General features: G+C 42.6%; 17 protein-coding genes, 3 tRNA genes and 1 pseudogene. 9 read left to right on the top strand and 12 right to left on the bottom strand.

The features are described from left to right. Positions 1-40: 40 nt before the first annotated feature. From MN200_RS05830 to MN200_RS05815, 4 genes and pseudogenes are all read left to right on the top strand, one after another. Positions 41-953 (top strand): annotated as a pseudogene (locus tag MN200_RS05830) (alpha/beta hydrolase). A 123-nt stretch (positions 954-1,076) separates the two neighbouring features. Then, positions 1,077-1,152, top strand: a tRNA-Glu gene (locus MN200_RS05825). Between the two features lie 24 nt (positions 1,153-1,176). Then, a tRNA-Glu gene (locus MN200_RS05820) sits at positions 1,177-1,252 on the top strand. A gap of 47 nt (positions 1,253-1,299) precedes the next feature. After that, positions 1,300-1,375, top strand: a tRNA-Glu gene (locus MN200_RS05815). 77 nt (positions 1,376-1,452) lie between these two features. On the opposite strand, the gene MN200_RS05810 is transcribed toward MN200_RS05815, so the two are convergent. Then, complete coding sequence (locus MN200_RS05810; RefSeq protein ID WP_151835907.1) at positions 1,453-2,061, bottom strand: YiiX family permuted papain-like enzyme; 609 nt, start codon at positions 2,059-2,061, stop codon at positions 1,453-1,455. 62 nt (positions 2,062-2,123) lie between these two features. Between MN200_RS05810 and MN200_RS05805 the strand changes: the two genes are divergently transcribed. Continuing rightward, entirely contained in the window at positions 2,124-2,789 is a 666-nt protein-coding gene (locus MN200_RS05805) for a glutathione S-transferase (RefSeq protein ID WP_151835908.1), read from the top strand. 8 nt (positions 2,790-2,797) lie between these two features. On the opposite strand, the gene MN200_RS05800 is transcribed toward MN200_RS05805, so the two are convergent. The 6 genes from MN200_RS05800 to MN200_RS05775 all read right to left on the bottom strand — a co-directional run bounded on the left by MN200_RS05800 (position 2,798) and on the right by MN200_RS05775 (position 12,960). Beyond that, complete coding sequence (locus MN200_RS05800) at positions 2,798-4,042, bottom strand: NADH:flavin oxidoreductase/NADH oxidase family protein (RefSeq protein WP_151835909.1); 1,245 nt, start codon at positions 4,040-4,042, stop codon at positions 2,798-2,800. A 111-nt stretch (positions 4,043-4,153) separates the two neighbouring features. Next, the gene (locus tag MN200_RS05795; RefSeq protein ID WP_242760296.1) at positions 4,154-5,743 is read right to left on the bottom strand and encodes a dipeptide ABC transporter ATP-binding protein; all 1,590 of its coding nucleotides are present in this window, start codon (positions 5,741-5,743) and stop codon (positions 4,154-4,156) included. After that, a complete protein-coding gene (locus MN200_RS05790; RefSeq protein WP_242760295.1) occupies positions 5,718-6,731 on the bottom strand; it encodes an ABC transporter permease in 1,014 nt (337 codons plus the stop codon). The genes MN200_RS05795 and MN200_RS05790 overlap by 26 nt, the downstream gene beginning before the upstream one ends. Beyond that, complete coding sequence (gene yejB, locus MN200_RS05785) at positions 6,731-7,792, bottom strand: microcin C ABC transporter permease YejB (RefSeq protein ID WP_125281280.1); 1,062 nt, start codon at positions 7,790-7,792, stop codon at positions 6,731-6,733. The genes MN200_RS05790 and yejB overlap by 1 nt, the downstream gene beginning before the upstream one ends. A gap of 21 nt (positions 7,793-7,813) precedes the next feature. Then, positions 7,814-9,655: an extracellular solute-binding protein gene (locus MN200_RS05780; RefSeq protein WP_125281281.1), complete on the bottom strand. Its 1,842-nt coding sequence runs from the start codon at positions 9,653-9,655 to the stop codon at positions 7,814-7,816. 35 nt (positions 9,656-9,690) lie between these two features. Beyond that, the gene (locus MN200_RS05775) at positions 9,691-12,960 is read right to left on the bottom strand and encodes a LysM peptidoglycan-binding domain-containing protein (RefSeq protein ID WP_242760294.1); all 3,270 of its coding nucleotides are present in this window, start codon (positions 12,958-12,960) and stop codon (positions 9,691-9,693) included. Positions 12,961-13,168: 208 nt separating this feature from the next. On the opposite strand from MN200_RS05775, the gene dnaQ reads away from it, so the two are divergent. From dnaQ to nudC, 3 genes are all read left to right on the top strand, one after another. Further along, the gene (gene dnaQ, locus MN200_RS05770) at positions 13,169-14,590 is read left to right on the top strand and encodes a DNA polymerase III subunit epsilon (protein WP_242760293.1); all 1,422 of its coding nucleotides are present in this window, start codon (positions 13,169-13,171) and stop codon (positions 14,588-14,590) included. A 126-nt stretch (positions 14,591-14,716) separates the two neighbouring features. Beyond that, the gene (locus tag MN200_RS05765) at positions 14,717-16,360 is read left to right on the top strand and encodes a chemotaxis protein (RefSeq protein ID WP_242760291.1); all 1,644 of its coding nucleotides are present in this window, start codon (positions 14,717-14,719) and stop codon (positions 16,358-16,360) included. Continuing rightward, entirely contained in the window at positions 16,360-17,136 is a 777-nt protein-coding gene (nudC, locus tag MN200_RS05760) for an NAD(+) diphosphatase (RefSeq protein ID WP_218287978.1), read from the top strand. Before MN200_RS05765 ends, nudC begins: the two co-directional genes overlap by 1 nt. A gap of 42 nt (positions 17,137-17,178) precedes the next feature. On the opposite strand, the gene MN200_RS05755 is transcribed toward nudC, so the two are convergent. The 3 genes from MN200_RS05755 to MN200_RS05745 are packed head-to-tail and all read right to left on the bottom strand — an operon-like array spanning position 17,179 to position 19,204. Next, positions 17,179-18,063, bottom strand: coding sequence for an alpha/beta hydrolase (locus tag MN200_RS05755; protein ID WP_178928499.1), 885 nt, complete (start codon positions 18,061-18,063; stop codon positions 17,179-17,181). After that, positions 18,053-18,736, bottom strand: coding sequence for a BON domain-containing protein (locus MN200_RS05750; protein ID WP_010326352.1), 684 nt, complete (start codon positions 18,734-18,736; stop codon positions 18,053-18,055). The genes MN200_RS05755 and MN200_RS05750 overlap by 11 nt, the downstream gene beginning before the upstream one ends. A gap of 60 nt (positions 18,737-18,796) precedes the next feature. Further along, on the bottom strand, positions 18,797-19,204 hold the full coding sequence (locus MN200_RS05745) for a YraN family protein (protein WP_058869310.1): 408 nt from the start codon (positions 19,202-19,204) through the stop codon (positions 18,797-18,799). Positions 19,205-19,534: 330 nt separating this feature from the next. Here MN200_RS05745 and rsmI point away from each other — a divergent pair, with 330 nt between their 5' ends. Next, positions 19,535-20,380 carry a 16S rRNA (cytidine(1402)-2'-O)-methyltransferase gene (gene rsmI, locus MN200_RS05740; protein ID WP_242760290.1) on the top strand — a complete coding sequence of 282 codons (846 nt, stop codon included), beginning with the start codon at positions 19,535-19,537 and terminating at the stop codon, positions 20,378-20,380. Positions 20,381-20,588: 208 nt separating this feature from the next. Here the strand turns inward: rsmI and MN200_RS05735 are convergent, their stop codons facing one another. Both MN200_RS05735 and MN200_RS05730 read right to left on the bottom strand, forming a co-directional pair. Further along, a complete protein-coding gene (locus MN200_RS05735; RefSeq protein WP_010326350.1) occupies positions 20,589-21,518 on the bottom strand; it encodes a LysR family transcriptional regulator in 930 nt (309 codons plus the stop codon). A gap of 95 nt (positions 21,519-21,613) precedes the next feature. After that, entirely contained in the window at positions 21,614-22,432 is an 819-nt protein-coding gene (locus MN200_RS05730; RefSeq protein WP_242760289.1) for a peptidoglycan DD-metalloendopeptidase family protein, read from the bottom strand. Positions 22,433-22,524: the final 92 nt, after the last annotated feature.

Below are 22,524 nucleotides of genomic sequence, written 5' to 3'. Positions count from 1 at the left end.
TTATACTGTTTTTATCAAGTACATCATCGGTGCATACACGATGAATATTGTATGGATTCATGGGATGAATCAGCAGCACAAGACTGCGCGTACCCTGCTTCAACATTGGCTTGTGATCTTACAACAGGTACTGAGCGAACTTGGCTACGCATATGACCTAACTTATCTTCAGCGGCACAGTCGGCTGGCCTTTTATGGAGATCTTCTAACACGGCAGCATTTAGAAAACACCCTCAACGCCAGCACCCTCATGCCACAGCATTGGTCTCCTTTTTCCTTTTTGTAATCCTATTCCTGACGCACACCGCCGCACCCAATATCGAACATCAAGCTGAAATTTCTAAAAACCCCCAGCTCACTATTTCAGATGAACTCTCATTCAATAATAAAATTAAATACATCAGCCTCCTCGGCAAAGATCTGGCCTTACGTGACTTAGCCAGTTTAATCAACCACTTCCCAGAGCTGCATAGTAGCTTTATTCATCGTTTTTTGATGGAAGCGTACCTATATTTATCCAACCCACACTTCATCCACACCGTGCATACGCGTCTGCATGAGCACTTACACGGTACGAAACCCAATATTGTGATTGCCCACTCTCTAGGCAGCGTGATTGCCTATAATTATTTAATTCAACACCCCGAACTTAAGATTCAAGCACTGATTACCCTCGGTTCACCACTGCCTTTCGCGTTATTCAATGTCATTTACAGCAACCCATTCAACGGCCTACTGCTTTATATGGTGATTGGATCAACTTTTATTCAGATGCTGATTTTCTGAGTGCTTTTCCACTGAACCAAAAACCATTTGCTTTTACTCCCGCGATTATCAACAAGCAAATCACCACCGATCTTGCTCATCCTCATCTGATCGAAGGCTATTTACGCCACCCCGAGTTCATCAACAATTTGCTAAGTTTGCTTAAAAAACCAGCTCAAATCATATGATTTTTAATCATTTTATCTAGATTGTTTTAAATTTATGCACTCAACACTTAAAACTGGAATTATTTAGAGAAAAGCGTTTGACACCCCTCTATTTTCGCCCTAATATACGCCCACCTCTGAAACGTCCCTATCGTCTAGAGGCCTAGGACATCGCCCTTTCACGGCGGTAACCGGGGTTCGAATCCCCGTAGGGACGCCAATTTCAGAAGTAAAGTTTTATTAAGTCCCTATCGTCTAGAGGCCTAGGACATCGCCCTTTCACGGCGGTAACCGGGGTTCGAATCCCCGTAGGGACGCCATTACTTAAGATCAAAAGTAATTGGTTTTAAAACATCACTTCTGTACTGTCCCTATCGTCTAGAGGCCTAGGACATCGCCCTTTCACGGCGGTAACCGGGGTTCGAATCCCCGTAGGGACGCCATATTCGAGATTGATTTTTTCTAGAGTCATCTCATAAAAAAGCCCAAGCATGATGACTTGGGCTTTTTTATTGCCTGTCTATTTACGATCAACTTCAATTAAAGCGGTCGAGGCAAAAATAGCCTGTGGTGCAATCACAGTTTCATTCAAGGGAATGTTTTTCCCATATCGCTGTTGCATGAGTTGCTTGACTTCAGACGACCTTAAATCAAATTGCTTCAGTTTGGATAATGGTGCCAACTCGATACCCAAAGCATCATGATAGGCCTTCCAGACTATTTCTGAGCAATATAGCGCACGATTGTCCCACTCAAAATAAAGATCATAAGGCTGGCCTAAGTATTGTTCGGCGTTCTTGATCAGTTGCTGCTTTTGCTGAACAGTCAAATTCGCTTTAAAGCGTTTCACCACATAATGCCGCTCTACCCCGCGATCAATCCACTGCTGAAGTGCCGTATATTTCACAGGCTGAACTGCCTCTAAAACCCATGCTTTTCCATCTTTATTAACAATTAAACCCATATGGCTATAACGAGACTTGGTCGCTTTTTGTATCCCTAAACTTTGTTGAGACTTCGAGACGTGAAAAATAATATCGCCTGTTTGATAGGACATATTCGCCCATAGCTGTTGAGGACTTACCAAAACTAAAACAGCACTTAAAATCGCAACATTTCTATTTTTCATCCTAGATTTCCTTTATTCTTCTTTTTATAGATACGATCAATCACTTAAAACTAAAAATATTTATGATCTTACATCATCTTCAAAACTCGCGCTCACAACGTATTCTTTGGCTACTTGAGGAACTTGGGCTGTCTTATAAACTCAAACTTTATGATACAGCACAAACTAAACAAACAAATCTGAAATTTCCAACGCTCGACATTTCACATAATACTCAGACGATACGACTTACGGAAAGCAGTGCAATCGTAGAATACCTATGCCAACTACACCAGAAGTTGATTATTCCCCATGACCATACACAGTATTGGAACTTCTGTTTTTATAGCCATTATAGCGATGCCAGCCTCATGCCCAATTTGGCATTGAAACAAGTTTTCCAACACATTAAACAACAAACACCTTTGCTTGTGCGCATTGTAAGTTTGGCCTTTCAAAGCTCGTTCAATCGCGCTTATTTAAACCCTGAGCTACATCGACAACTGAAAGAAATTGATACCCACTTAAGCGCGTATGCATACTTTGCAGGCGATGTGTTTAGTTATACCGATATCTTGATGTGGTTTCCACTCTATGCGGCCAGTTATGCCACTCCGCAGTTTGCTCAGTATAACTCTATTCAACACTATTTCACCCAAATACAAAGCAGACCTGCCTTCAATGCTGCAATGGCACGTGGGCAATGGTCCGCTTCTGATTTTGAACAGTATTGGTCTATCACGCAGTAATGCTATGCTTAAGCTGACTTTCTAGAGTTGACTTGCCCTTTAATCACCGCCTTTAGATTGCCTTTTAAATAATGAAAAAACACTTTGAGCGGTGACAGTTTCGGATTTGGTTGTTTACCTTCTGCGATATCCTTAAATTGCGCGGCATACCAGATCACTTCCATAATCGCCATTTTATCGATCATTGAAATGCCTGTTTTGATCTTATCGACTGCATAACGTACATCTTGCCCTGCAATTAAACGGTTGGTCACGTCAGGTTCTACCGCAAATGGACGTGCCATCCCAATAAAGTCACACGCGCCACTTTCTAAGGCTGCGTTCATACCCGCAGCAGTACGAAAACCGCCTGTCACCATCAACTTACACTGGACTTGTTCACGAATTTTTTCAGCAAACTCTAAAAAGTAAGCCTCACGTGCAATGGTCGACGCTTTACGTTTTTCTTGCTTCACCCCTGCCATCGCAGGTGCTTCATAGCTGCCCCCTGAAATTTCAATCAAATCAATCCCAGCCGCATCAATAGCTTTAAATGTCGCAATGACATCTTCTTCCGAGATTCCACCACGCTGAAAATCTGCCGAATTGAGTTTGACCGAAATAATAAACTGCTCTGACGTTGCCGCACGTACTGCTTTATAAATTTCCAATAAAAAACGCATGCGGTTTTCAACAGAGCCGCCCCATTGATCTTGGCGTTTATTGGTCAACGGCGATAAAAACTGACTGATGAGATAACCATGTGCACCATGTAATTGCACGCCTTCAAAGCCTGCTTTCTCACAAATGGCAGCTGAAGTTGCAAAACGTTGGATAATATCAAGGATTTCATCTTCACGAAGCGCTCGCGGCGTTCCGAAGCTCATTGCTAAAGCAGGGCTAAACGGTACTGCTGAAGGTGCAACCGTTTCCTTATTTAAACCCTTAGGACATTGACGGCCCGGATGTGACAACTGTACCAATTGCACCATGCCATATTTTTTACCAATCGCAGCCCATTGTTTTAGTGGCTCTAAGTCACGTTCAGTTTCAATCACCACCACGCCTGGTTCATTTTTAGCTCGGAAGTCCACCATCACATTGCCTGTAATGGCACAGCCTAGGCCTCCTTTTGCCCAAGCCTCATACAAGCCTAAATGCAAATGATTCGGCTGGCCTGCATGATTGGCTAGTGCTTCACTCATCGCCCCTTTAATCATCTTATTTTTAAAATGGACCTGCCCTACGTCAATTGCATTTGCAAGCTGGCTCATGAAAACTCATCCTTTAATATTTTTTAGTGTTTTTACTCTATGTGTTTTTTGGCGACAGTCAAGAAAATTTGACAATTCATTTTGTCAAATTTTTTATTTAGCAAAATAATTTTACTGATACTGACTGGCTTGAATCAATTGACGCGTATAGTCAGACTGCGGTTGCTCAAAAAGTTGTTCAGTGGCTTGCAATTCCACCACTTTGGCATGACGTAAGACCAAAACCTGTTGGCATAGTGCTCGTACCACTTGTAAGTCATGACTAATAAACAAATAGCTCATACCCTGCTCGTGTTGTAGACAGCGTAATAACGCCACAATCGAACGCTGCGTACTTCGGTCTAAGGCCGAAGTTGGTTCATCTAAAATCAATAGTTTAGGTTGAAGTACCAAGGCTCGTGCCAAAGCCACACGCTGCCTTTGCCCACCAGATAGCTCATGTGGATAATAGCTTTTAAATGCGACTGGCAACTCCACCTGAGTTAAGACATTCTCAATACGCTGTGTTCGCTCAAACAAAGACAAAGGCTTTAAAGTCAAACCTTCTGCAATGATTTGTTCAACACTCATGCGTGGGTTCAAACTTGCGAACGGGTCTTGAAATACGATTTGAAAATCACGACGTAGCGGAAGTAATGCCTTTTGCGAGAGTTGGTTTAAATCATGTTCTCCAAACCGGATCTGCCCTCGACTTTCAATCAACCTTGCTACAGCCAGTGCCAAAGAACTTTTGCCTGCACCACTTTCCCCAACAATTCCCAACGAATGCCCTTGAGCCAAGCTCAAATCTAAAGCTTCAACCGCAGCAAGATACTGGGTCGTTCGATTAAACCAGCCCTTTTTAATCGGAAATTTAACCTCGAGTTGTTTTAAGCGGAGCAAAGGAGCAGTATCTTGTACGTTAATAGCTTGACCAAAAGAATGATTGAGTAAGTTTTGAGTATAAGCAGACTGCGACTGTTCAAAAATCTGCGCAACCGCCCCTTGCTCTACGACCTTGCCTTGATGGATGACTACGACATCATCAGCATAATGTTTCACCAAATTGAGGTCGTGGCTGATCAAAATCATGGCCATGTTATGGCGCTGTTGTAAAGACTTCAGCAAGTCTAAAATTTGAACTTGCAGCATGACATCTAGTGCCGTGGTGGGCTCATCAGCAATCAAAATATCAGGCTCTTGCACCAGTGCCATGGCAATCATGACCCGCTGGCGTTGGCCGCCAGACAGCTCATAAGGAAAACGCTGTAACACACTTTCAGGATTTGGAATACCCACATCTTCTAACAAGGCAATCACGCGTTGTCGCGCTTGCTTTTTAGACCAACCCTGTAACCATAAAGCCTCGGCAATGATTTTTTCTACTCGATGTAAAGAATTCAAGGCAGTCATCGGCTCTTGAAAAACTATTGCGATTTTTTGCCCACGAATCGACCTGAATTGCGCATCGTTTAACTCGAGTAGCTCTTTTCCGTCTAATAGCACTGAGCCCTGCACTTGCAATACTTTCGGTAATAACCCCATCAAGGCCAAAGCACTAATCGATTTTCCTGAACCGCTCTCTCCAACCAGCGCCAAAGTCTGCCCAGCATACAGTTCAAAACTGAGCTGATCGACCAATAGGCGTTCTGCACTTTGAATACTCAGTGCATTCACTTTAAGTATAGGGGCTTTACTATTGGCGTCTAGGGTCAAATGCATCGCGCAAAGCCTCCCCGATATACATCAGCAACGCAAGCACAAGGGCCAAGCTGAAAAAGCCAGACAGTGCTAACCATGGTGCATTTAAATTATTCTTGCCTTGTAACAAAAGCTCGCCCAATGATGCCGCATCAGGCGGTAAGCCATAACCCAAGAAATCCAGTGCTGTTAGCGCTGTAATATTGGCAGTTAAAATAAAAGGCAGTTGTGACAGGCTAGAGCTGATTGCGTTAGGTAAAATATGCCGAAAGATAATAGCTCGGTTGGTGACACCTAAACTTCGCGCGGCACGGACATAGTCTAGCTGACGGGCCCTTAAAAACTCAGCACGTACCAGTGGAACTAAAATTGTCCAACTAAATAACAGCATGATTAAAAACAGCCAGTAAATATTTGGGCTAAACATACTGACTAAAATCATCACCATGAACAGCATGGGTAACCCGCCCCACACTTCTAAAATGCGCTGCCCGATTAAATCGACCCAACCACCGTAATAACCTTGTAGTGCACCAATCACAATGCCCAGTACAGCTGAGCTGAAAGTTAAAATAAAACCAAACAGTAGTGAGACACGTAAGCCATATAATACTCGTGCCAAAACATCACGACCTTGGTCATCTGTCCCGAGCCAATTTTTCATCGTGGGCGGTGATGGTACAGGGACAGTCAAATCTACATTGGGGGTTTGATATGAATATCGAATCAACGGCCACATGGCCCAACCTTTTGCTTGAATCAGCTGTTGTACCACTGGATCTTTATATTCAGTTTCAGTCTCAAAAACACCGCCAAAAGTCGTTTCAGGATAGTGTTTCAATACAGGGAAATACAAAGCATGATTATACTTCACCAACAACGGTTTATCATTAGCGATCAGCTCTGCAGCTAAAGAAAGGACAAAAACACAGATAAATAAAATACAACAACTGAGCCCGAGCTTATTTTGCTTAAATCGTTTGAAACCTGCCTGTAAAATGGGTGACATCAGCCTCTCCCTTGCGAATCAAAATGTATTCGCGGATCAATCCACTGATACAACACATCGCCAATTAGACGCAGCAGCAAGCCCAACAAAGTAAAAATGAATAAGGTGCCAAAAATCACAGGATAGTCACGCTGCACAATCGCCTCAAAGCCCAATAAGCCTAGACCATCCAGATTAAATATGATCTCAATAAATAAATTGCCTACAAAGAAGTAAGCGATTAAAGCTTCAGGTAAACCTGCCACCACAATCAATATTGCATTGCGAAACACATGACCGTACAACACTTGAGACTCAGTCAGACCTTTAGAACGCGCCGTCAGCACGTAGGGCTTGCCTAGCTCTTCCATAAACGAATACTTAGTGAGATAAGTCACTGTGGCAAAGCCACCAATCACCATCGCCAAAAGCGGTAAAGCCATGTGCCAGAAATAATCTTTAATTTTGCCCCATAACGACAAATCCGCAAAATTTTCCGAAACCAAACCTTGTAAGGGGAACCATTGGAAATAAGAACCGCCTGCAAAAAAGACAATCAAGAGAATTGCAAAAATAAATGCAGGAACTGCATAGGCCACTGCCAACAGGAGCGATGTAGACTGATCAAATACTGTGCCGTGCAATCGGGCTTTTTTGATGCCCAAAGGAATCGAAATCAGATAAATTAGCAAAGCACTCCACAGCCCCAAGGACACGGATACAGGTAATTTATCCTTAATCAATGCTGTAACAGGTTGGTCTTTAAAAAAGCTCGTGCCGAAGTCTAGTTGCGCATAATTTTTCACCATTTCAAAGAAACGTATATGCATGGGCTGATCAAAACCATAATGTGCTTTGATCTTTGCGAGCATTTCATCACTGAGTCCTTGCGCGCCTTGATAGACATTTGAGCCTCCACCTGCACCGCCCAAATTACCCAAAGTTTGCATAGCTTCCGCTTGTTGAATGGCTTGCTCAACAGGACCACCGGGCGCAATTTGAATCACAGCAAAATTGATCAGTAAAATCAGAAATAAGGTCGGAACGATCAGCAACAGCCTTTTGAATATATAAATACGCATCTCAAAAACCCCTATACCAGCTTATGGCTTGGCTGCCTGACCTAAGTACTGACTCACCTGTTTCGCCTGTTTGGCATCACTCCACCAATAATCCAAACCGACATGCAACTGTGGACTCCGTGCCGGTTTTTGGTACATATTCCAATAGGCATACCATTGATCCGCTTTACCATAGGTTGGAATTTGATAATAACCCGCACGCAACAAGCGATCTAAAATACGCGTTTGAACGACCACTTGCTTACGATCATGCGCTTGAATCAACTGTCGGATCATCTGATCAATCACCGGATTTTGAATACCCGAATAATTATAATTTCCCACCTGATGGGCTGAAGCACTGCCCCACAGTTGCACCTGTTCTTTGCCTGGTGTCAAAGACTGTGGCATCGTTTGTAGGGTCATATCAAAATCTTGAGTCCGCATCCGCTCATAATACTGGGGTGTATCAACCTGTCGAATGTTCAGCTGTATTCCTAGGCGCTTTAGGTGGCGAACAAAAGGCGTAATTTCACGCACAGCATCACTCGGCTGAATCAGAAACTCAAACTGAATCGGCTTATTTTTCCGATCTAACAGTCGACCTTTGGCATTATATGTATAGCCATTTTTTAATAAAATCTGTCGTGCGATGAGTAAATTATTTCGATTATAGCCCGATCCATCTGAAGCTAAATAACGCCAGTTCTTTAAAACACCATCTCGCTGTACGGGATGCAATTTCGCCAAATAAGGCTTCAATATTTTGATTTCAGCAGCCGAAGGCAGACCCTTCGCCTCTAGTTCACTATTAGAAAAATAGCTTTGCAGACGTTGATATTGCCCATAGAACATTGCTTTATTTTGCCATTCGAAATCGTAGGCATAGGTTAAAGCTTGGCGAAAATAAATATCTTGAAAAGGCTGACGACGGGTATTAAATACAAAACTTTGCGTTGGAATTGGATTGAAATGCTTAAAGCGATATTTTTTAACGAGACCTTGTTTTACAGCGGGAAAGTTATAGGCTGTCACCCATTGTCGTGCGGACTCTTCCTCATGCAAGGTATATAAACCCGCCTTAAACGCAGTAAAAGCAATATCTTTGCTACGATAGTACACATAACCCACGCGGTTAAAATTATAGCGCCCTTGGTTGGCCTTTAAATCTCTGGCCCAATACTTTGGATTACGCTTATAAACAACGCGCTGCCCTGCATTGATTTTCTCTAAGAGATAAGGACCTGAGCCTAAAATCGGTTTGATCGAAGTTTGACTAAAGTCTTTGCCTTGCCAGTCTTTTTTGGAATAAATTGGCATTCTGGCTACAATCAAAGGCATTTCCACATTATTTCGGGTTTTAAAATGCATTTTGACGCTGTATTTGGATAATACTTCGGTCTTGGCTAAATCCGATAAATACATCTGTAAGCCAAAATTGGATTTGCTTTGAAAGATATCAAAACTGAACTTTACATCGGCTGCGGTAACAGGACTGCCATCACTAAACCGTGCTTTTGGGTTTAAATGAAAAATGATGGTGTTAAAGTTTTTCGGGTCATAGCTGACCTTTTCTGCCAGCAACGGATACATCACCGCAGGCTCATCCAAAGAACTACTCATGAGCGAGTCAAATAAATAGTTGGTTCCCTCAACCGCAGTACCACGACCATTCATACTGTTTAAGTTATCAAAATTCCCGATGACTGCACGTGTTAATTCGCCACCCTTTGGCGCCTGCACATTGGCATAAGGTAAATGATCCAATTGGCTATATTTCGGCGTACCATAAGGTGCAATAAAAGGCATGGTCTGCAGTGCAGACCATGCCTTTAATGGAATCGCTACAAGGCTGAACAGCAAAAATGTTGTTCTAACCTTCATCGGGACTTTCTCTGAAATTGCATTTCAACTCAATATTAGTTCGGCACCTTAATTACATCACCAATGCGCAACTGCGTATTCGGTTTAATGTCATTGAGCTCAGCCAATTGCGAAGTGTCCATACCATAACGACTTGCCAGTCCAATTAAGGTATCACCACGTTTCACTGTGTACTGCGAAATAAGTTTTGGAATTTGAATGGTTTGCCCAACTTGTAAGCCCGCACGCGGACTCAGATTATTTAAACTAGCAAGCTCTGACACCGACATCCCAGCACGGTTTGCAATTGAGTTTAACGACTCGCCTGACTTCACTTTATAGCTTTCAGTTGCCCGACCTGAAGTTGCTTGTGGTTTTGCTACCACTGTTTCAGTTTTGATCGGCGCGGGATCAACATCACCTTCAATTTTCAAACGCTGACCGACACGAACATTGGCTGTACGGCTTAGGTTGTTTAATGCAGCCAAATAGTTCAGTTGCAAGTGATATTTACGCGCAATACTATTTAGAGTTTCACCCGATTTCACAACGTGAATATCGGTTGAGTTATTACTTGCAGTCGTTTGTTTTTCGACTGTTTTCGGCGTTTCAACAGCAGGCACTTCACCCGTTAATTTGAGTTTTTGACCCGCACGTAAGCCCGCTGTACGACTCATGTTGTTGAGGTCAGCAATATAATCCATACCCAAATTATATTTCGAAGCAATCGCAGTTAATGAGTCTCCTGACTGAACGGTATAAGTATCTGGCACGGTTGAACCCGCAGGGATCTTAATACTTTGACCCACTTGCAAGCCGCTATTGGTTGACAGATTATTGAGATCAGCCAACTCCGACAGGCTCATCTTCGACTGTGATGCAATATTATACAATGTATCACCACGTTGTACTTTATAGCTTTCAACTTTGAACTGTGGCTCGGCTTTAACTGGAGATGCTTTGGCACTACTTGTCGTTAAGCTTTTGACATCATTGAGTGGCACATTAATTTTTTGTCCAACCAACAGGTTGCTGCCCGCATTTAAACCTGGTGTTAAATCTGCCAATTCTTGATTTGACAGCGCATAACGGTCTGCAATCAGTTTCAGATATTCGCCACGTTTCACCGTATACGACTGAGTTGCTACTTTGGTTTGGCTGCTGTTTTTTTCATCGTTGGATTTAGTACGGGATTGAGCTGTTTCTTTTAAGGAAAGCTTTTGTCCCACACGTACGCCACTGGTCACACTTAAACCGTTATAGTCAGCCAACTGTTTTAAGCTTAAACCAAACTCATCCGCAATCCCTGTTAAGGTATCATTCGCACGAACGGTATAACTCTCAGGTTTAGACTCAGCTTTCACAGTAGAACGCACTTCAACTTTTTCAGCTTGTGGTTTTGCATCATATAAATAAATCGATGTACCGACATAAAGTGTGGCATTGGCATCCATTTGGTTCCACTTCGCGACATCACGCCAGTTCACCCCATTTTTGGCAGCAATCAGCGCCAAAGTATCACCCGGTTGTACGGTATAAGTTGAACGTTTACCTTTTGGCGGCACAATCACAATTTCAGAGTCAGTCTTAACAAAGTTTTTGCCTTGATTACGTTTCACTTCATCTGAATCTAAACGGGTATTGTCAGCCACAGACTTTGGATAAGCAAAACCTTTGGTTAACTCTTTGCCTTGCAGTTCAGCCACTGACTGACTGGTTTGAATTGCAGTCAGCTTAATTTTACCATCCAAAGGATCTACAATTTCTGTCCCTTGAGGAGCCAAAGCCTGAATTTCAGCTACCACCTCAGCTTGTTCTGCTTTCGTCGCAACTGGTTTCAGAACTTCATCGACAGTTTTGCTTTGACCTTCGGCTTGAATTGCCGCGGTTAACTGCTCACGCTCTGCTGCTGAAATTGGTGGCTCAACGGAAACTGGTTTCACTGGGGTCGCTGGCGTAACCGCAACTGGAATACGCGGCGCACTTGGAATATCGCTATTAGCAGCAAAAGCAGCCAGTGCATTAGACCCTTTAGGCGTTGAACCACGGGTAGGCATCGCAATAGCAGTACTGCTTGACGACGTCACTGTAGACGAAGTAACTGGCTTTCCTGTTGTGTTTTTTGTGGTTGTCGTCGCTAAAATAGGTGGTGTAGTTTTCGACGGTGTAATCGCTTTGGTGTTTAAGGTCGGCGGTTCAATTTTGCTTGGTTGAATCGTTTGGTTATTTTCAGGCAGTTTGGTATTTGCAGATGCCCACAAGCCGCCTGAACCACCCTGTAATTTTTTCAAACGTACATCCACTGAAGGACTCAAATCCGCAGGAATTAAAATCCGCATTGGACTTGCACCATCAATCCATTCACCACGGTGTCCCGGATTTAACTGATACAGCTCGGCACGACTTAAACCTGTAATAGACGCAACTTCATTTAGACTCACCGCGCCCACAGTAACTTCTCTAAAGTGCGGACGATTGGCAATCGGTGGTAAATTGATGTTATAGGCATTTGGATTTTTAATGATCTGCGCAACCGCCAAGAACCGTGGCACATAGTTCATGGTTTCTTCAGGCAGTTTTAACGACCAATAATCTGTCGGCAAACCTGCGGCTTTATTACGGTTAATCGCTTGTTGAATACGGCCCGGACCTGCGTTATAAGCCGCTAGTGCAAGTTCCCACGAACCAAACTGGTTATATAAACTGCCCAAAAACTCATACGCAGCCCGTGTTGACTCCACCACATCACGGCGTCCGTCATATTGGCTACTTTGTTTTAAGCCATAAATGCGGCCCGTACTTGGAATAAACTGCCATAAGCCCGCAGCAGCAGCACTACTGGTTGCAGCAGGGTCATACGAACTTTCAATCACAGGCAGTAGAGCCAGCTCTGTTGGTAAACCGCGACGCTCAGCTTCTTTAACGGTGTGATACAAATAACGTGAAGCACGTGCACTTAAACGATCCAAATACGGTTGACGTGAAATGAACCACCCGCGCTGTGCATCAATACGCGGATTCCAATGATCGCTGTTCATTTTAAAGCCCACGGTCATACGCTTCCAAACGTCACCGTGCTTTAACACCAACAGTCGATCCCCTTCCACCGCACGCATGTCTGTTGCAGAAAGTAAATCTTCTAAAGAATCTAGGCTATTTGCGTCTAAGTAGTTAGATCCGACTTGTTTGGATTTAGATGTTTGCGTAGCACTTTGCGTCGAGGAACAACCAGCCAGTCCAAGTGTCGCGAGTGCTGAACCGAGTACTGTAATTTTAAATAATGTCGGTAACATCGGTTGGCCAAAAATGGCAGCTGACTTATACATAAGAAAATCCAAACAACTCGTATAAAATTTATTTTTTAGATCTGCCATTGTAGTAAAGCACGCCGCAGACACAAGGCGTTAATTTAACTTGAAATCAGTATAAATGTTACAAGAAATTAAAAAAGCTGCATCTTATACACTTCTCTAGTGCATTTGCGTTATACAATGGTGCTCGCTTAGTTTTATTTTCAGTTTACGGAAGTTGTGTATGTCACAAACAATTACCCTGTATGTCGATGGTGCTTGTCGTGGAAACCCTGGTCTTGGGGGATGGGGCGCGTACATTATTACAGAAACTGAAGAGCATAAACTGTGTGGCGGTGAAGACAACACCACCAATAACCGTATGGAACTCACCGCGGCCATTGAAGGCATTCTTTTCTGCCCAACCGATGCGAAGTTGGTAGTCTGGACCGATTCAACCTATGTCAAACGCGGCATTACCGAGTGGATTACAGGTTGGAAAAAGAAAAACTGGAAAGACGTTAAAAATCCAGATTTGTGGAAAAAACTCGATGCAACCTGCCAAGGCCGTGATATCGATTGGCACTGGGTCAAAGGCCATGCAGGTCATGAAGGTAATGAAATGGCAGATCAATTGGCAAACCTCGGTGCCGATCAAACACAGGCTCAACTTCGTCAGTCTAAAACAACGACAACAGAACCATCTGTAGATAAAAAAAAAATTGAACCAGACTGGTTATTAAACGACCCTTTTGGTTTGGGTTTCGATGACGAAGAAGCCGATGACAGCGAAGATTTAACCGAAAGTGAAATACACGTTGCAGAACAAGAGCCAAGTTTAGTCGCTGAACCAGAACTTGCTACAACGGTGCCTTCTATTGAACAAACGTCTGAAGTTGCAACAAGTGTGGATTTAACACAACTTAAACAACATCCACAAATTGTGATTACTCCACGTAAGGTTGAGGTCTTTGGACCTCGACAGCTCATCCTCGATACAGAGACCACGGGTTTCTATTATCAAGATGGCGATCGCATTATTGAAGTTGGTGCGATTGAAATGGTCAATCGAAAGCTTACAGGCAGCTCTATTCATATCTACATCAACCCGAAAAAACCTGTGGGCGATTCTGAAAATGTCCACGGGATCTCTGATGACTTTTTAAAAGATAAACCGCTGTATCAAGAGATTGCTGACACTTTATTTGCCTATCTCAAAGGTGCGGAAATCATTGCGCATAATGCAAGCTTCGATATGAACTTCTTAGACATGGAGTTCAAGCGTGCAGGATTTGTTGCGCTTTCTGAAGTTTGTGCGGTGACAGATACCCTCGCGATGGCAAAATCTAAGCATCCGGGGCAAAAAAACTCACTCGATGCCTTAGTTCGCCGTTACGAAATTCCACAGCGTGACCGTACCTTCCACGGGGCCTTACTGGATGCTGAAATTCTAGCCGACGTTTACTTGGCTATGACAGGTGGTCAGGTTTCCTTTGATATGGATGCCCTGTCACATAGTGAACAACAAAATGGGCAAAGTCAGCATCAAACACTAGATATTGAACTGGCGGTAATTCACCCTTCAGCCGAAGAACTTCAAGCACATGAGACTTGGGTCAAACAATACCAAGAAAAACATGGCACACCCTGCCTTTTTGCCAAATAAATTCTAAAGTTTTTGTTAACTTTTGTATTACAAGATTTTTCAGTTAGGCTATAGTGATGAACAAGTTGCTATGCCTTGTTTGGGCCGCATATAAACACGATAAAACACTAGGATAGGTGCAGATCAATGTCTTACCAAACCTCTATTCATTTTGATCCAACGGCGCTGCTGATAATAAAAAATGAAGTGGATAACTCCATTAAGCTGGTTGAATCAGCTGTGAGCACCTTAGCAGAAGATCAGACTTTACCTTTTGGGATTGACGATGCATTAAACCAATTTGAGCAATGTGCTCAAGTGCTTGCATTGATTGATATGTCGAGCTTAGCCAAAATTGCTGAATATTCCGCAGAGCTTATGCGCAAGATCATGGGGAATCCTGCACAGATTAATACGCAAGATGTGATTGCACTCAGCGAAGGCACGACCATGCTGAAGCGCTATATTGAATTCATTTGTTTAAGAGAAGTGAAAATTCCACAGTTTTTACTCGATACCTTAAACCGTCTTGAAATTGCATTAGCAAAGCCTCTAACGCAAGAAGGTCAACACATCGAGTCCTTACTGGGCTGTATTACCCCAGATTTTAGCCTCCCTCAAGCACCAAGTCTTGAAAAATCACAATATGTTCACCGCTTGTACAAGCTGTCTTTAAGCCAAATGCTGAAACAAGAAGAAAGCGAACTTGATTTACAAGCAATGAAATTGGTTGGCACTTATTTAGCAGGTCTAGCAGAACAAACACCGAGTAAACAATATTGGAACTTGGTCTACGTTGCACTCAATCAAATTGAACAATTGCTCATTAATGAACCACGTTTACGTACTTTGATTAGCATCGAACGTAACATTGCACAGTTCTTTACTGCGCCTGAACGTTTCAAAGCCAGCCTCACCGATCTTGCCAACATTCTCAGCTTATGTATCAGCCAAGAAGACGAAGTATCCCAACACATCCGTGGCAAACTCAATATTGGCGACGACCTACTCACAGATACGCAGCTGCAAGTTTTCAGTCGTCATCTGTATGGCCCAGATTTCGACACGATGCATACCATTAGTGATTTGGTAACCACCGAAATGTCGCAAATCCGCAATGACATTGAGTACAACTATCAAAACATGACGCCTGAGAAGACCCAAGAGCTCCAAGCAAAACTGGTCGATTTGGCGAACATTTTCAAAGTATTGAACTTAAATGAAGCGCATAATGACTTAAACCGTCAAGCAGCATCACTTAGTCAAGCAGATATGCTGAAAGATGAAGGTTTTGCGCAGCAGTTGATGAACGTGATCTTGTCGGCAATGAACTCCATTGGAGTGCTAGAACGTCACCATACTTCAAGCCGCCTACAGCTTCGTGTGAACAACATGAATATTTCACTAGACCGTTTAGATGAAGCCCATGCTGCTTTATTGACTGAGGCTAAAACGTCTATTGACTTAAGTAGTCAAGCTTTGGCGCAATATCAGCAAGAACAAGATTTAAGTGCTCTTGAGAATACTCCTGCACAACTACGTGAAGTTGCTGGCGCAATGCTATTCTTAGGCGCTGAAAATGGTCAAACCGCCCTGAATATTTCAGCAGATTTTGTGCAACAACAAATCACGGCTGAAACTGCGCTCACTGCCGCTCAGGTGAATCATGTGCTTGACGCTCTCGCAAGTGCAGATATGCTGATTGATAACTTAAAAAACAAACAGCCTGTATTACACAGTATGTTTGATGTAGCATTGGACAGTAGCCAAAAACTAAAGACTGTTGCCTAATGTCAGAACTTTCACTTGCTTATATTTTCCACCAACAACAATTGTTGGTGGACCATAATTTTCAATTGCCTCGTGTAGAAAAGCTAGCAAGTGATTTAAGTTTTCACTCGGATGATCAAGTGATTGCCCGAGACCTGCTAGACAATGAGCCGATTCCTGATGGCTTAGAACTCATCCCAATTCGCCAGTTGCTTCCACTCTGGAGCACCAAACAATTCGAACAGGCCAGCCGAGCTATTCAACTGTTAGAATGGCGTCGCAATCATAAATTTTGTAGTCATTGCGGCCACGCCACAGAAGCGCATGCCAGCGAATATGCCATGATCTGTCCTGCCTGCGGTTATCATCAGTATCCACGAGTACAACCCTGTGTTATCACCGTCATTACACGAGGTGAAGATGAAATTCTGTTGGCAAAAAATGCGCGTAATACCCGTAGCAATATGTATGGGTTGATTGCAGGCTTTGTTGAAGTCGGTGAAACCTTAGAAGAAGCGGTACGCCGCGAAACCTTGGAAGAAGTCGGCATTCGAGTTAAAAATGTTCAATACTTGGCGAGTCAGCCTTGGCCTTTCCCAAGTAACTTAATGATTGCGTTTAAAGCAGAATACGCATCGGGTGAGCTTTGCTTACAAGAAGAAGAAATCAGCGATGCCCAATTCTTTAAGTTTGATCAATTGCCTGAAATTCCGTTCAAAGGCAGTATTGCACATGCCATGATCATGCATGCGACAGAAGGCACAACGGTCGCAGATGATACACGTGAGTGGCTGTAAGCTCACTCACCATCTCTACAACAAATACACTTTAAAACCCAATTAATGCTTAAGCGCATCCTCGAGCGCCTGCATAATTTTTTGCTTGGTCGTGAAGTAACGACTAAACAAACTCGATACTGAACCAATCATTGAAATATGACCAATGCGTGGCACCGTCCAAAGTTGACTGTAGTTACCTTTTTCTTTTAACCTACGATCCAAATCAACGGCATTGCTTAACCCGACGACATCATCATTCTCCGCAACCAATAGATAATGTTTAACCGTATTCGACTCGACGAAATAATATGGCATCACTTCCTGATAAGGTCTGTTCTGATCAAAAGCATCCGCACAGATCGGATCACCTTTATAGTCAAAATGATAAGGGCCTGCCAAACCAATAATGGCGGTAATTTGACTGCGGCATTGTATTTCATATGGCTTCGGATGATAGAGCGCAGACATCACATTAAACGCGCCCGCAGAATGCCCCATCAACACCACTTTTTCCGTTGAAATTTGATATTTAAGCTGATGCACATTGAGATAATTTAAAGCCAAGCTGAGATCATCAATAGAGGCAGGAAAAATATGCTCAGGCGCCAAGTGATAGTTAATCACCGCCACATCAAAGCCTTCTTTGGCAAAGGCTTCACCAATAAAACGATAATCTTTTTTATCGCCATGCATCCACGCGCCGCCATGCACAAATACAATCAGAGGACGGTGTTCACGCGGTTTTTGCGTGCGAAACAGATCTAGACGGTGTCGCGCGCGTAAGCCATAGGCCACATTTTCTTGGACCGAATAACCCTTACGTGGTGTTAAACGGTTTAGGGCATAACTACCTACATCATAAATACGAAAGTCACGATAGAGTAATCTTGCATACTCTACCGAACGATTCAGTCTTTGAACAAAAGGCTGAAGCTTATTGAACATTATTTGGTTCAACTTGGTCTGGGTCTATCGCAACAGGCGTTTGCTCTGTCGGTGTTGAATTAATCATTGGTGATGCAAACGCACTGGTCGTTTGCGTCTGTTGCTCTATATTATCCACCAATGTGATAATTTTAGTCACATTCCCCACTTGCTGTAACACTTGGTTTAAATCGGTAATTTCAGCACCATTTAAACGTCCCATCACATATAACACGCCATCTTCGGTGTGAATACGCACTTTCGCATCTGAAACAACAGCAGCTTTCATGATCAAGCCACGTGTATTTGCTGTAACTGAGGTGTCTTGCATGATGGTGCTATAACTAATTTGGTTTCCAACTGTAATGTAGTTATGCACGGTTTTGACATCCGACATCGCACGTACATTGTCTTCAGCCAACTGACGTAAGTGTTGATCGGGTACTTGTCCTGTTAATAAGACATTGCCATGAAAACTTTCGATATTGACGCGTGACTGTTTAAAACGACTGTCCAACTTATATAAGTTAATTTTTGCAGTACGCTCAATTGAAGAGTCAATAAAAACCTGCCCTAATGAACGTGCACCGCTTTCTGTTCCTACAGCGGCTGTTCCTGTCCCACCCGAAATGAAACTTGCACATCCAGATAAACTTGCGACGCATAATACGGTCATTGCAATACGATTGAACACTCAGCAAGACTCCTCAACTTTTCAAACTATTTTAATTCAGCATTTCAGCTTTGATTTTGTTCAAAGATTAATAAAGTCTTGATCAAAAGTAAAAGCATTTTCTATCCATTGCTGATCATAAGTGAATTTTGAAAAATCTTGCTGTATGGTTTTTGCAATTTCTTTAAAAAAATCAAAACAAATCACATCAAAGCGGCAATAATATTGCTGGAAATGTGGATGATCTTGTAAAAAAAACATGGCCGTTTTGGCTATTTTGCGTTGTTTTGAATAGGAAATTGTTTCAGCAGCCTGTGCAAAACGCGTTTTTGAACGTGCTTTGACCTCAACAAAAACCAATTCCTGCCCTTTTTGTACAATCAGATCAATTTCGCCAAAGCGCGAGTGATAATTGGACTGCACATGAACATACCCCTGTTCTTCTAGCACAGTCAAAGCTTGTTGCTCTGCCCATTGTCCCAGCTTCATCTCTTTATCTTCCCCCACTTCTTTTTATTTTTTAATCAGTGCATTTTGAAAAGCTCAATTTCGATCAAAAATCTCACGTCTTGATGTTTAAAACCACTGCTGTGAGTCTCTCGAACCAATCAATTCATTTCATTCTACGTTTTAAAGCTTTCTTGGCGTTTAGATTTCAGTCGAATGTCTTACCAACTCCTGCAAATCCATCGCCGACAACATTCTAGCTCACGCCACGACGGACAATTCAGGTAGAATGCTTATCGCGGTATCGGTTGAATGCGACATAGCATCCAACCTCACCCATCATTTTATTATTTTGCAACGCGGAGAAAACCCATGAGTGCCCAGTTATTTGTAGTCGCAACCCCTATTGGGCACTTAGATGACATGACTTACCGCGCAATTGATGTACTAAAATCAGTCAAAATCATTGCTGCTGAGGATACACGAACTTCAGCACAATTACTGAAACACTTTAATATTCAAACTCCACTTACTGCATGCCACGAGCATAACGAAAGCAACAAAATTGACATCCTTATTCAGCGTTTGTTGAACGGTGAAGATATGGCGCTTATCAGTGATGCAGGAACGCCTCTTATCAGTGATCCAGGTTTTAAATTGGTTCGTGCAGCACAAGAGCATAATATCCGCGTAATCCCTGTTCCTGGCGCTTGTGCTGCCATTGCCGCTTTAAGCTCAGTGGGCTTACCAAGTGATCGTTTCAGCTTTGAAGGTTTTTTGTCTTCTAAACAAACCCAACGACTGGCAAGTTTGGAAAAACTCAAAGACGAAACGCAAACCCTGATTTTTTATGAGGCACCACATCGTATTTTAGACAGTGTCAGTGACATGGCTAAAGTCTTTGGTGCTGACCGCCCTGTCGGTTTTGCTCGTGAAATTACCAAAACCTTTGAAACCATTAAGAAGATGACTTTAGGTGAGTTGGTTGAATTTATTGCAAACGATCATCATCAACAAAAAGGTGAGATTGTATTGGTTGTTGGTGGCGCGACCACTGAAAAAGATATGGCACAAGAAAAACTCGACCAGCTTTTAACGCGCCTCTTACAAGATTTGTCAGTGAAAGCTGCATCACAGTTAGCGGCTGATTTAACCGGCATTAAAAAGAAAATTGCTTACCAACGTGCTTTAGAATTAACACAAGATCAGGCTGAATAGGCTTCAATAGCTTAGAATAAAAGTATTGTTTTTGTTGTGAATGAAAAAAATAAAGAGCAACAGACGTAAGTGCTTTGGCCTTTCTCTACTGCTCTCCGTGTTAAGCGGTTCCATGTGAACCGCTTAACTCAAATTATGTAGTTATTTCATTTAAAATTTATTAGCATGTGTATGGGTTGACTGATCGTCAGTTACAATCTCTATCGAATTAGCTTGCTTCTTGGTAAATACGACCACCGGGTAGTTGGCAAAAGTATTGTTTCAATGCATCCAAACAACGATGAATCTTCATCGGCTGTTGTTCATGCTTTGAAATGATGGCATATAGCGTAAAGTTAGGGAGCTTCCACTCTGGAAGAACTTCCACTAAAGAACCGTTAACCAATTCTTTTTGCACATCCAAATATAAAATACGTGCAACACCATGCCCATGTTGGCATAAAGTCTTTGTCACTAAAATATTATTACTGGCTACTCTTGATTTCATCTCAAGTTTAACCGCGTCACCTGTCACCACATTTTTAAAATCAAAATCATGATTATTTTTCATAATCGTGATCGGAATAAGATCATGATTTTTCAAATCTTCAGGTCGTGAAATTGGTGCAGACTGATTCAAATAGCTCGGTGAAGCAACCAAAATCTGTTCCACGCGCGCCAATGGCACGACATGTACGCTTTGATCGTCAACTGTTGGGCTCATTCTGAGGGCAATATCAATTCGCCCATTCATCAAATCCACATAATGATTATCTGCTTCAATATGAATAGATAATCCGCGATGTGCAGACATCCAATGCGACAAAGCAGGAATCACATGATTGGCACCTAACTCTGGCGTAGTGGCTATTCGCAGCTCACCCACGAGATCATCGCGCAATTCATTGATACGTATTTTGCCACGTTCAGCAGCGGCGAGCATTTCTTGACAGCTGTGGAAAAAAGCCTGGCCTGCTTCAGTTAAATTCAACTTTCTTGTTGAGCGATGTAAAAGAACAACTTCCATCTCTTGCTCTAAAGAACGAATTTGCTGACTCACAGCACTTGTAGTGATGCCTAACTCACGCGCGGCACCGCTAAATGAACTCTTTTCAACAACACAAGCAAAAACACCCATTGCCCGTAGTTGATCTAACATAAAATTCTCTCTGGATTCATGAGAAGTTTTCATCTATTTGATAAAAACAACTCATTGTATTATACGGTGAATTTTTTGCGTTGCATCCAGATTTTTTAATTTAATGGTAAAACTATAGTCGGATTGATTGGCTTGCCATCTAAGCGTACTTGGAACTCTAACATGGTACGCGTTGCACCTGTGGAGCCCATTTCCGCAATTTTCTGTCCTGCCGTCACATTTTGACCGCTCTTCACATTCATCGCACTATTGTGTGCATATGCTGTGATATAACCATCAATATGTTTAATCAAAATTAAGTTTCCATATTCTTTCAATCCGTCTGCTGCATACACCACTTGGCCATCTGCTGCTGCATAAATTGGATCACCTTGGTTACCAGCATAGCGAATACCTTTCACATTATTTGCTAAATTATAACCTTGCAAAACAGCGCCATTACTTGGTTTTACCCAGCGTAAAGTTGAACTTTTCGAGCTCGCAACAGGTGCGGTCGGTACTTTAGCAGGAGTTGTTGTGGTTGTGGTGGTCGTATTTTGACTCGGGAGACCAACATTTTGACGTTGAATTGGAGCGGTTTGTGTAATAGGTTGCGTCGTGGTTGTACGTGGGCTACCCGAACCTTTTAAACGTAATGACTGCCCCACATAAATACGATACGGCGCAGCAATATCATTCATGTCTGCAACAGAGGTATAACTCAGCCCATAACGAGTTGCAATACCGCTCAGCGTGTCGCCTGAACGAACTGTATAATAGTCTGGTGCTTTCGTAAAACGTGTTGCATTGTTAACCTGTGGTTTAGAAGCACAACCACTCAAAATAACAGTTGAAACTACAGCTGTGGATAACACGACAGTTTTCAGTAGTGCTGTAGGAATTGCAATGAAACGAATTTGAGACAACACAGACATTTATCTTACTCTCTAAAAATACAAAAAATAATCAGTTTAATTTGCGCTAAGATTAGCAAAAAAGTATGTGAAAATAGTATCTCTGCGCGTAT

Origin of the sequence: Acinetobacter sp. LUNF3 (assembly GCF_022699605.1) — a bacterium.
In the GTDB taxonomy this organism is placed as follows: Bacteria; Pseudomonadota; Gammaproteobacteria; order Pseudomonadales; family Moraxellaceae; genus Acinetobacter; species Acinetobacter johnsonii.
This window is presented reverse-complemented; position numbering and strand designations above follow the sequence as displayed.

Excerpts from the sequence above, each read along its gene's own strand:
- MN200_RS05810 (WP_151835907.1), bottom strand. The coding sequence starts at position 2,061 with ATGAAAAATAGAAATGTTGCGATTTTAAGTGCTGTTTTAGTTTTGGTA.
- MN200_RS05805 (WP_151835908.1), top strand. The coding sequence starts at position 2,124 with ATGATCTTACATCATCTTCAAAACTCGCGCTCACAACGTATTCTTTGG.
- MN200_RS05800 (WP_151835909.1), bottom strand. The coding sequence starts at position 4,042 with ATGAGCCAGCTTGCAAATGCAATTGACGTAGGGCAGGTCCATTTTAAA.
- MN200_RS05795 (WP_242760296.1), bottom strand. The coding sequence starts at position 5,743 with ATGCATTTGACCCTAGACGCCAATAGTAAAGCCCCTATACTTAAAGTG.
- MN200_RS05790 (WP_242760295.1), bottom strand. The coding sequence starts at position 6,731 with ATGTCACCCATTTTACAGGCAGGTTTCAAACGATTTAAGCAAAATAAG.
- yejB (WP_125281280.1), bottom strand. The coding sequence starts at position 7,792 with ATGCGTATTTATATATTCAAAAGGCTGTTGCTGATCGTTCCGACCTTA.
- MN200_RS05780 (WP_125281281.1), bottom strand. The coding sequence starts at position 9,655 with ATGAAGGTTAGAACAACATTTTTGCTGTTCAGCCTTGTAGCGATTCCA.
- MN200_RS05775 (WP_242760294.1), bottom strand. The coding sequence starts at position 12,960 with ATGTATAAGTCAGCTGCCATTTTTGGCCAACCGATGTTACCGACATTA.
- dnaQ (WP_242760293.1), top strand. The coding sequence starts at position 13,169 with ATGTCACAAACAATTACCCTGTATGTCGATGGTGCTTGTCGTGGAAAC.
- MN200_RS05765 (WP_242760291.1), top strand. The coding sequence starts at position 14,717 with ATGTCTTACCAAACCTCTATTCATTTTGATCCAACGGCGCTGCTGATA.
- nudC (WP_218287978.1), top strand. The coding sequence starts at position 16,360 with ATGTCAGAACTTTCACTTGCTTATATTTTCCACCAACAACAATTGTTG.
- MN200_RS05755 (WP_178928499.1), bottom strand. The coding sequence starts at position 18,063 with ATGTTCAATAAGCTTCAGCCTTTTGTTCAAAGACTGAATCGTTCGGTA.
- MN200_RS05745 (WP_058869310.1), bottom strand. The coding sequence starts at position 19,204 with ATGAAGCTGGGACAATGGGCAGAGCAACAAGCTTTGACTGTGCTAGAA.
- rsmI (WP_242760290.1), top strand. The coding sequence starts at position 19,535 with ATGAGTGCCCAGTTATTTGTAGTCGCAACCCCTATTGGGCACTTAGAT.
- MN200_RS05735 (WP_010326350.1), bottom strand. The coding sequence starts at position 21,518 with ATGTTAGATCAACTACGGGCAATGGGTGTTTTTGCTTGTGTTGTTGAA.
- MN200_RS05730 (WP_242760289.1), bottom strand. The coding sequence starts at position 22,432 with ATGTCTGTGTTGTCTCAAATTCGTTTCATTGCAATTCCTACAGCACTA.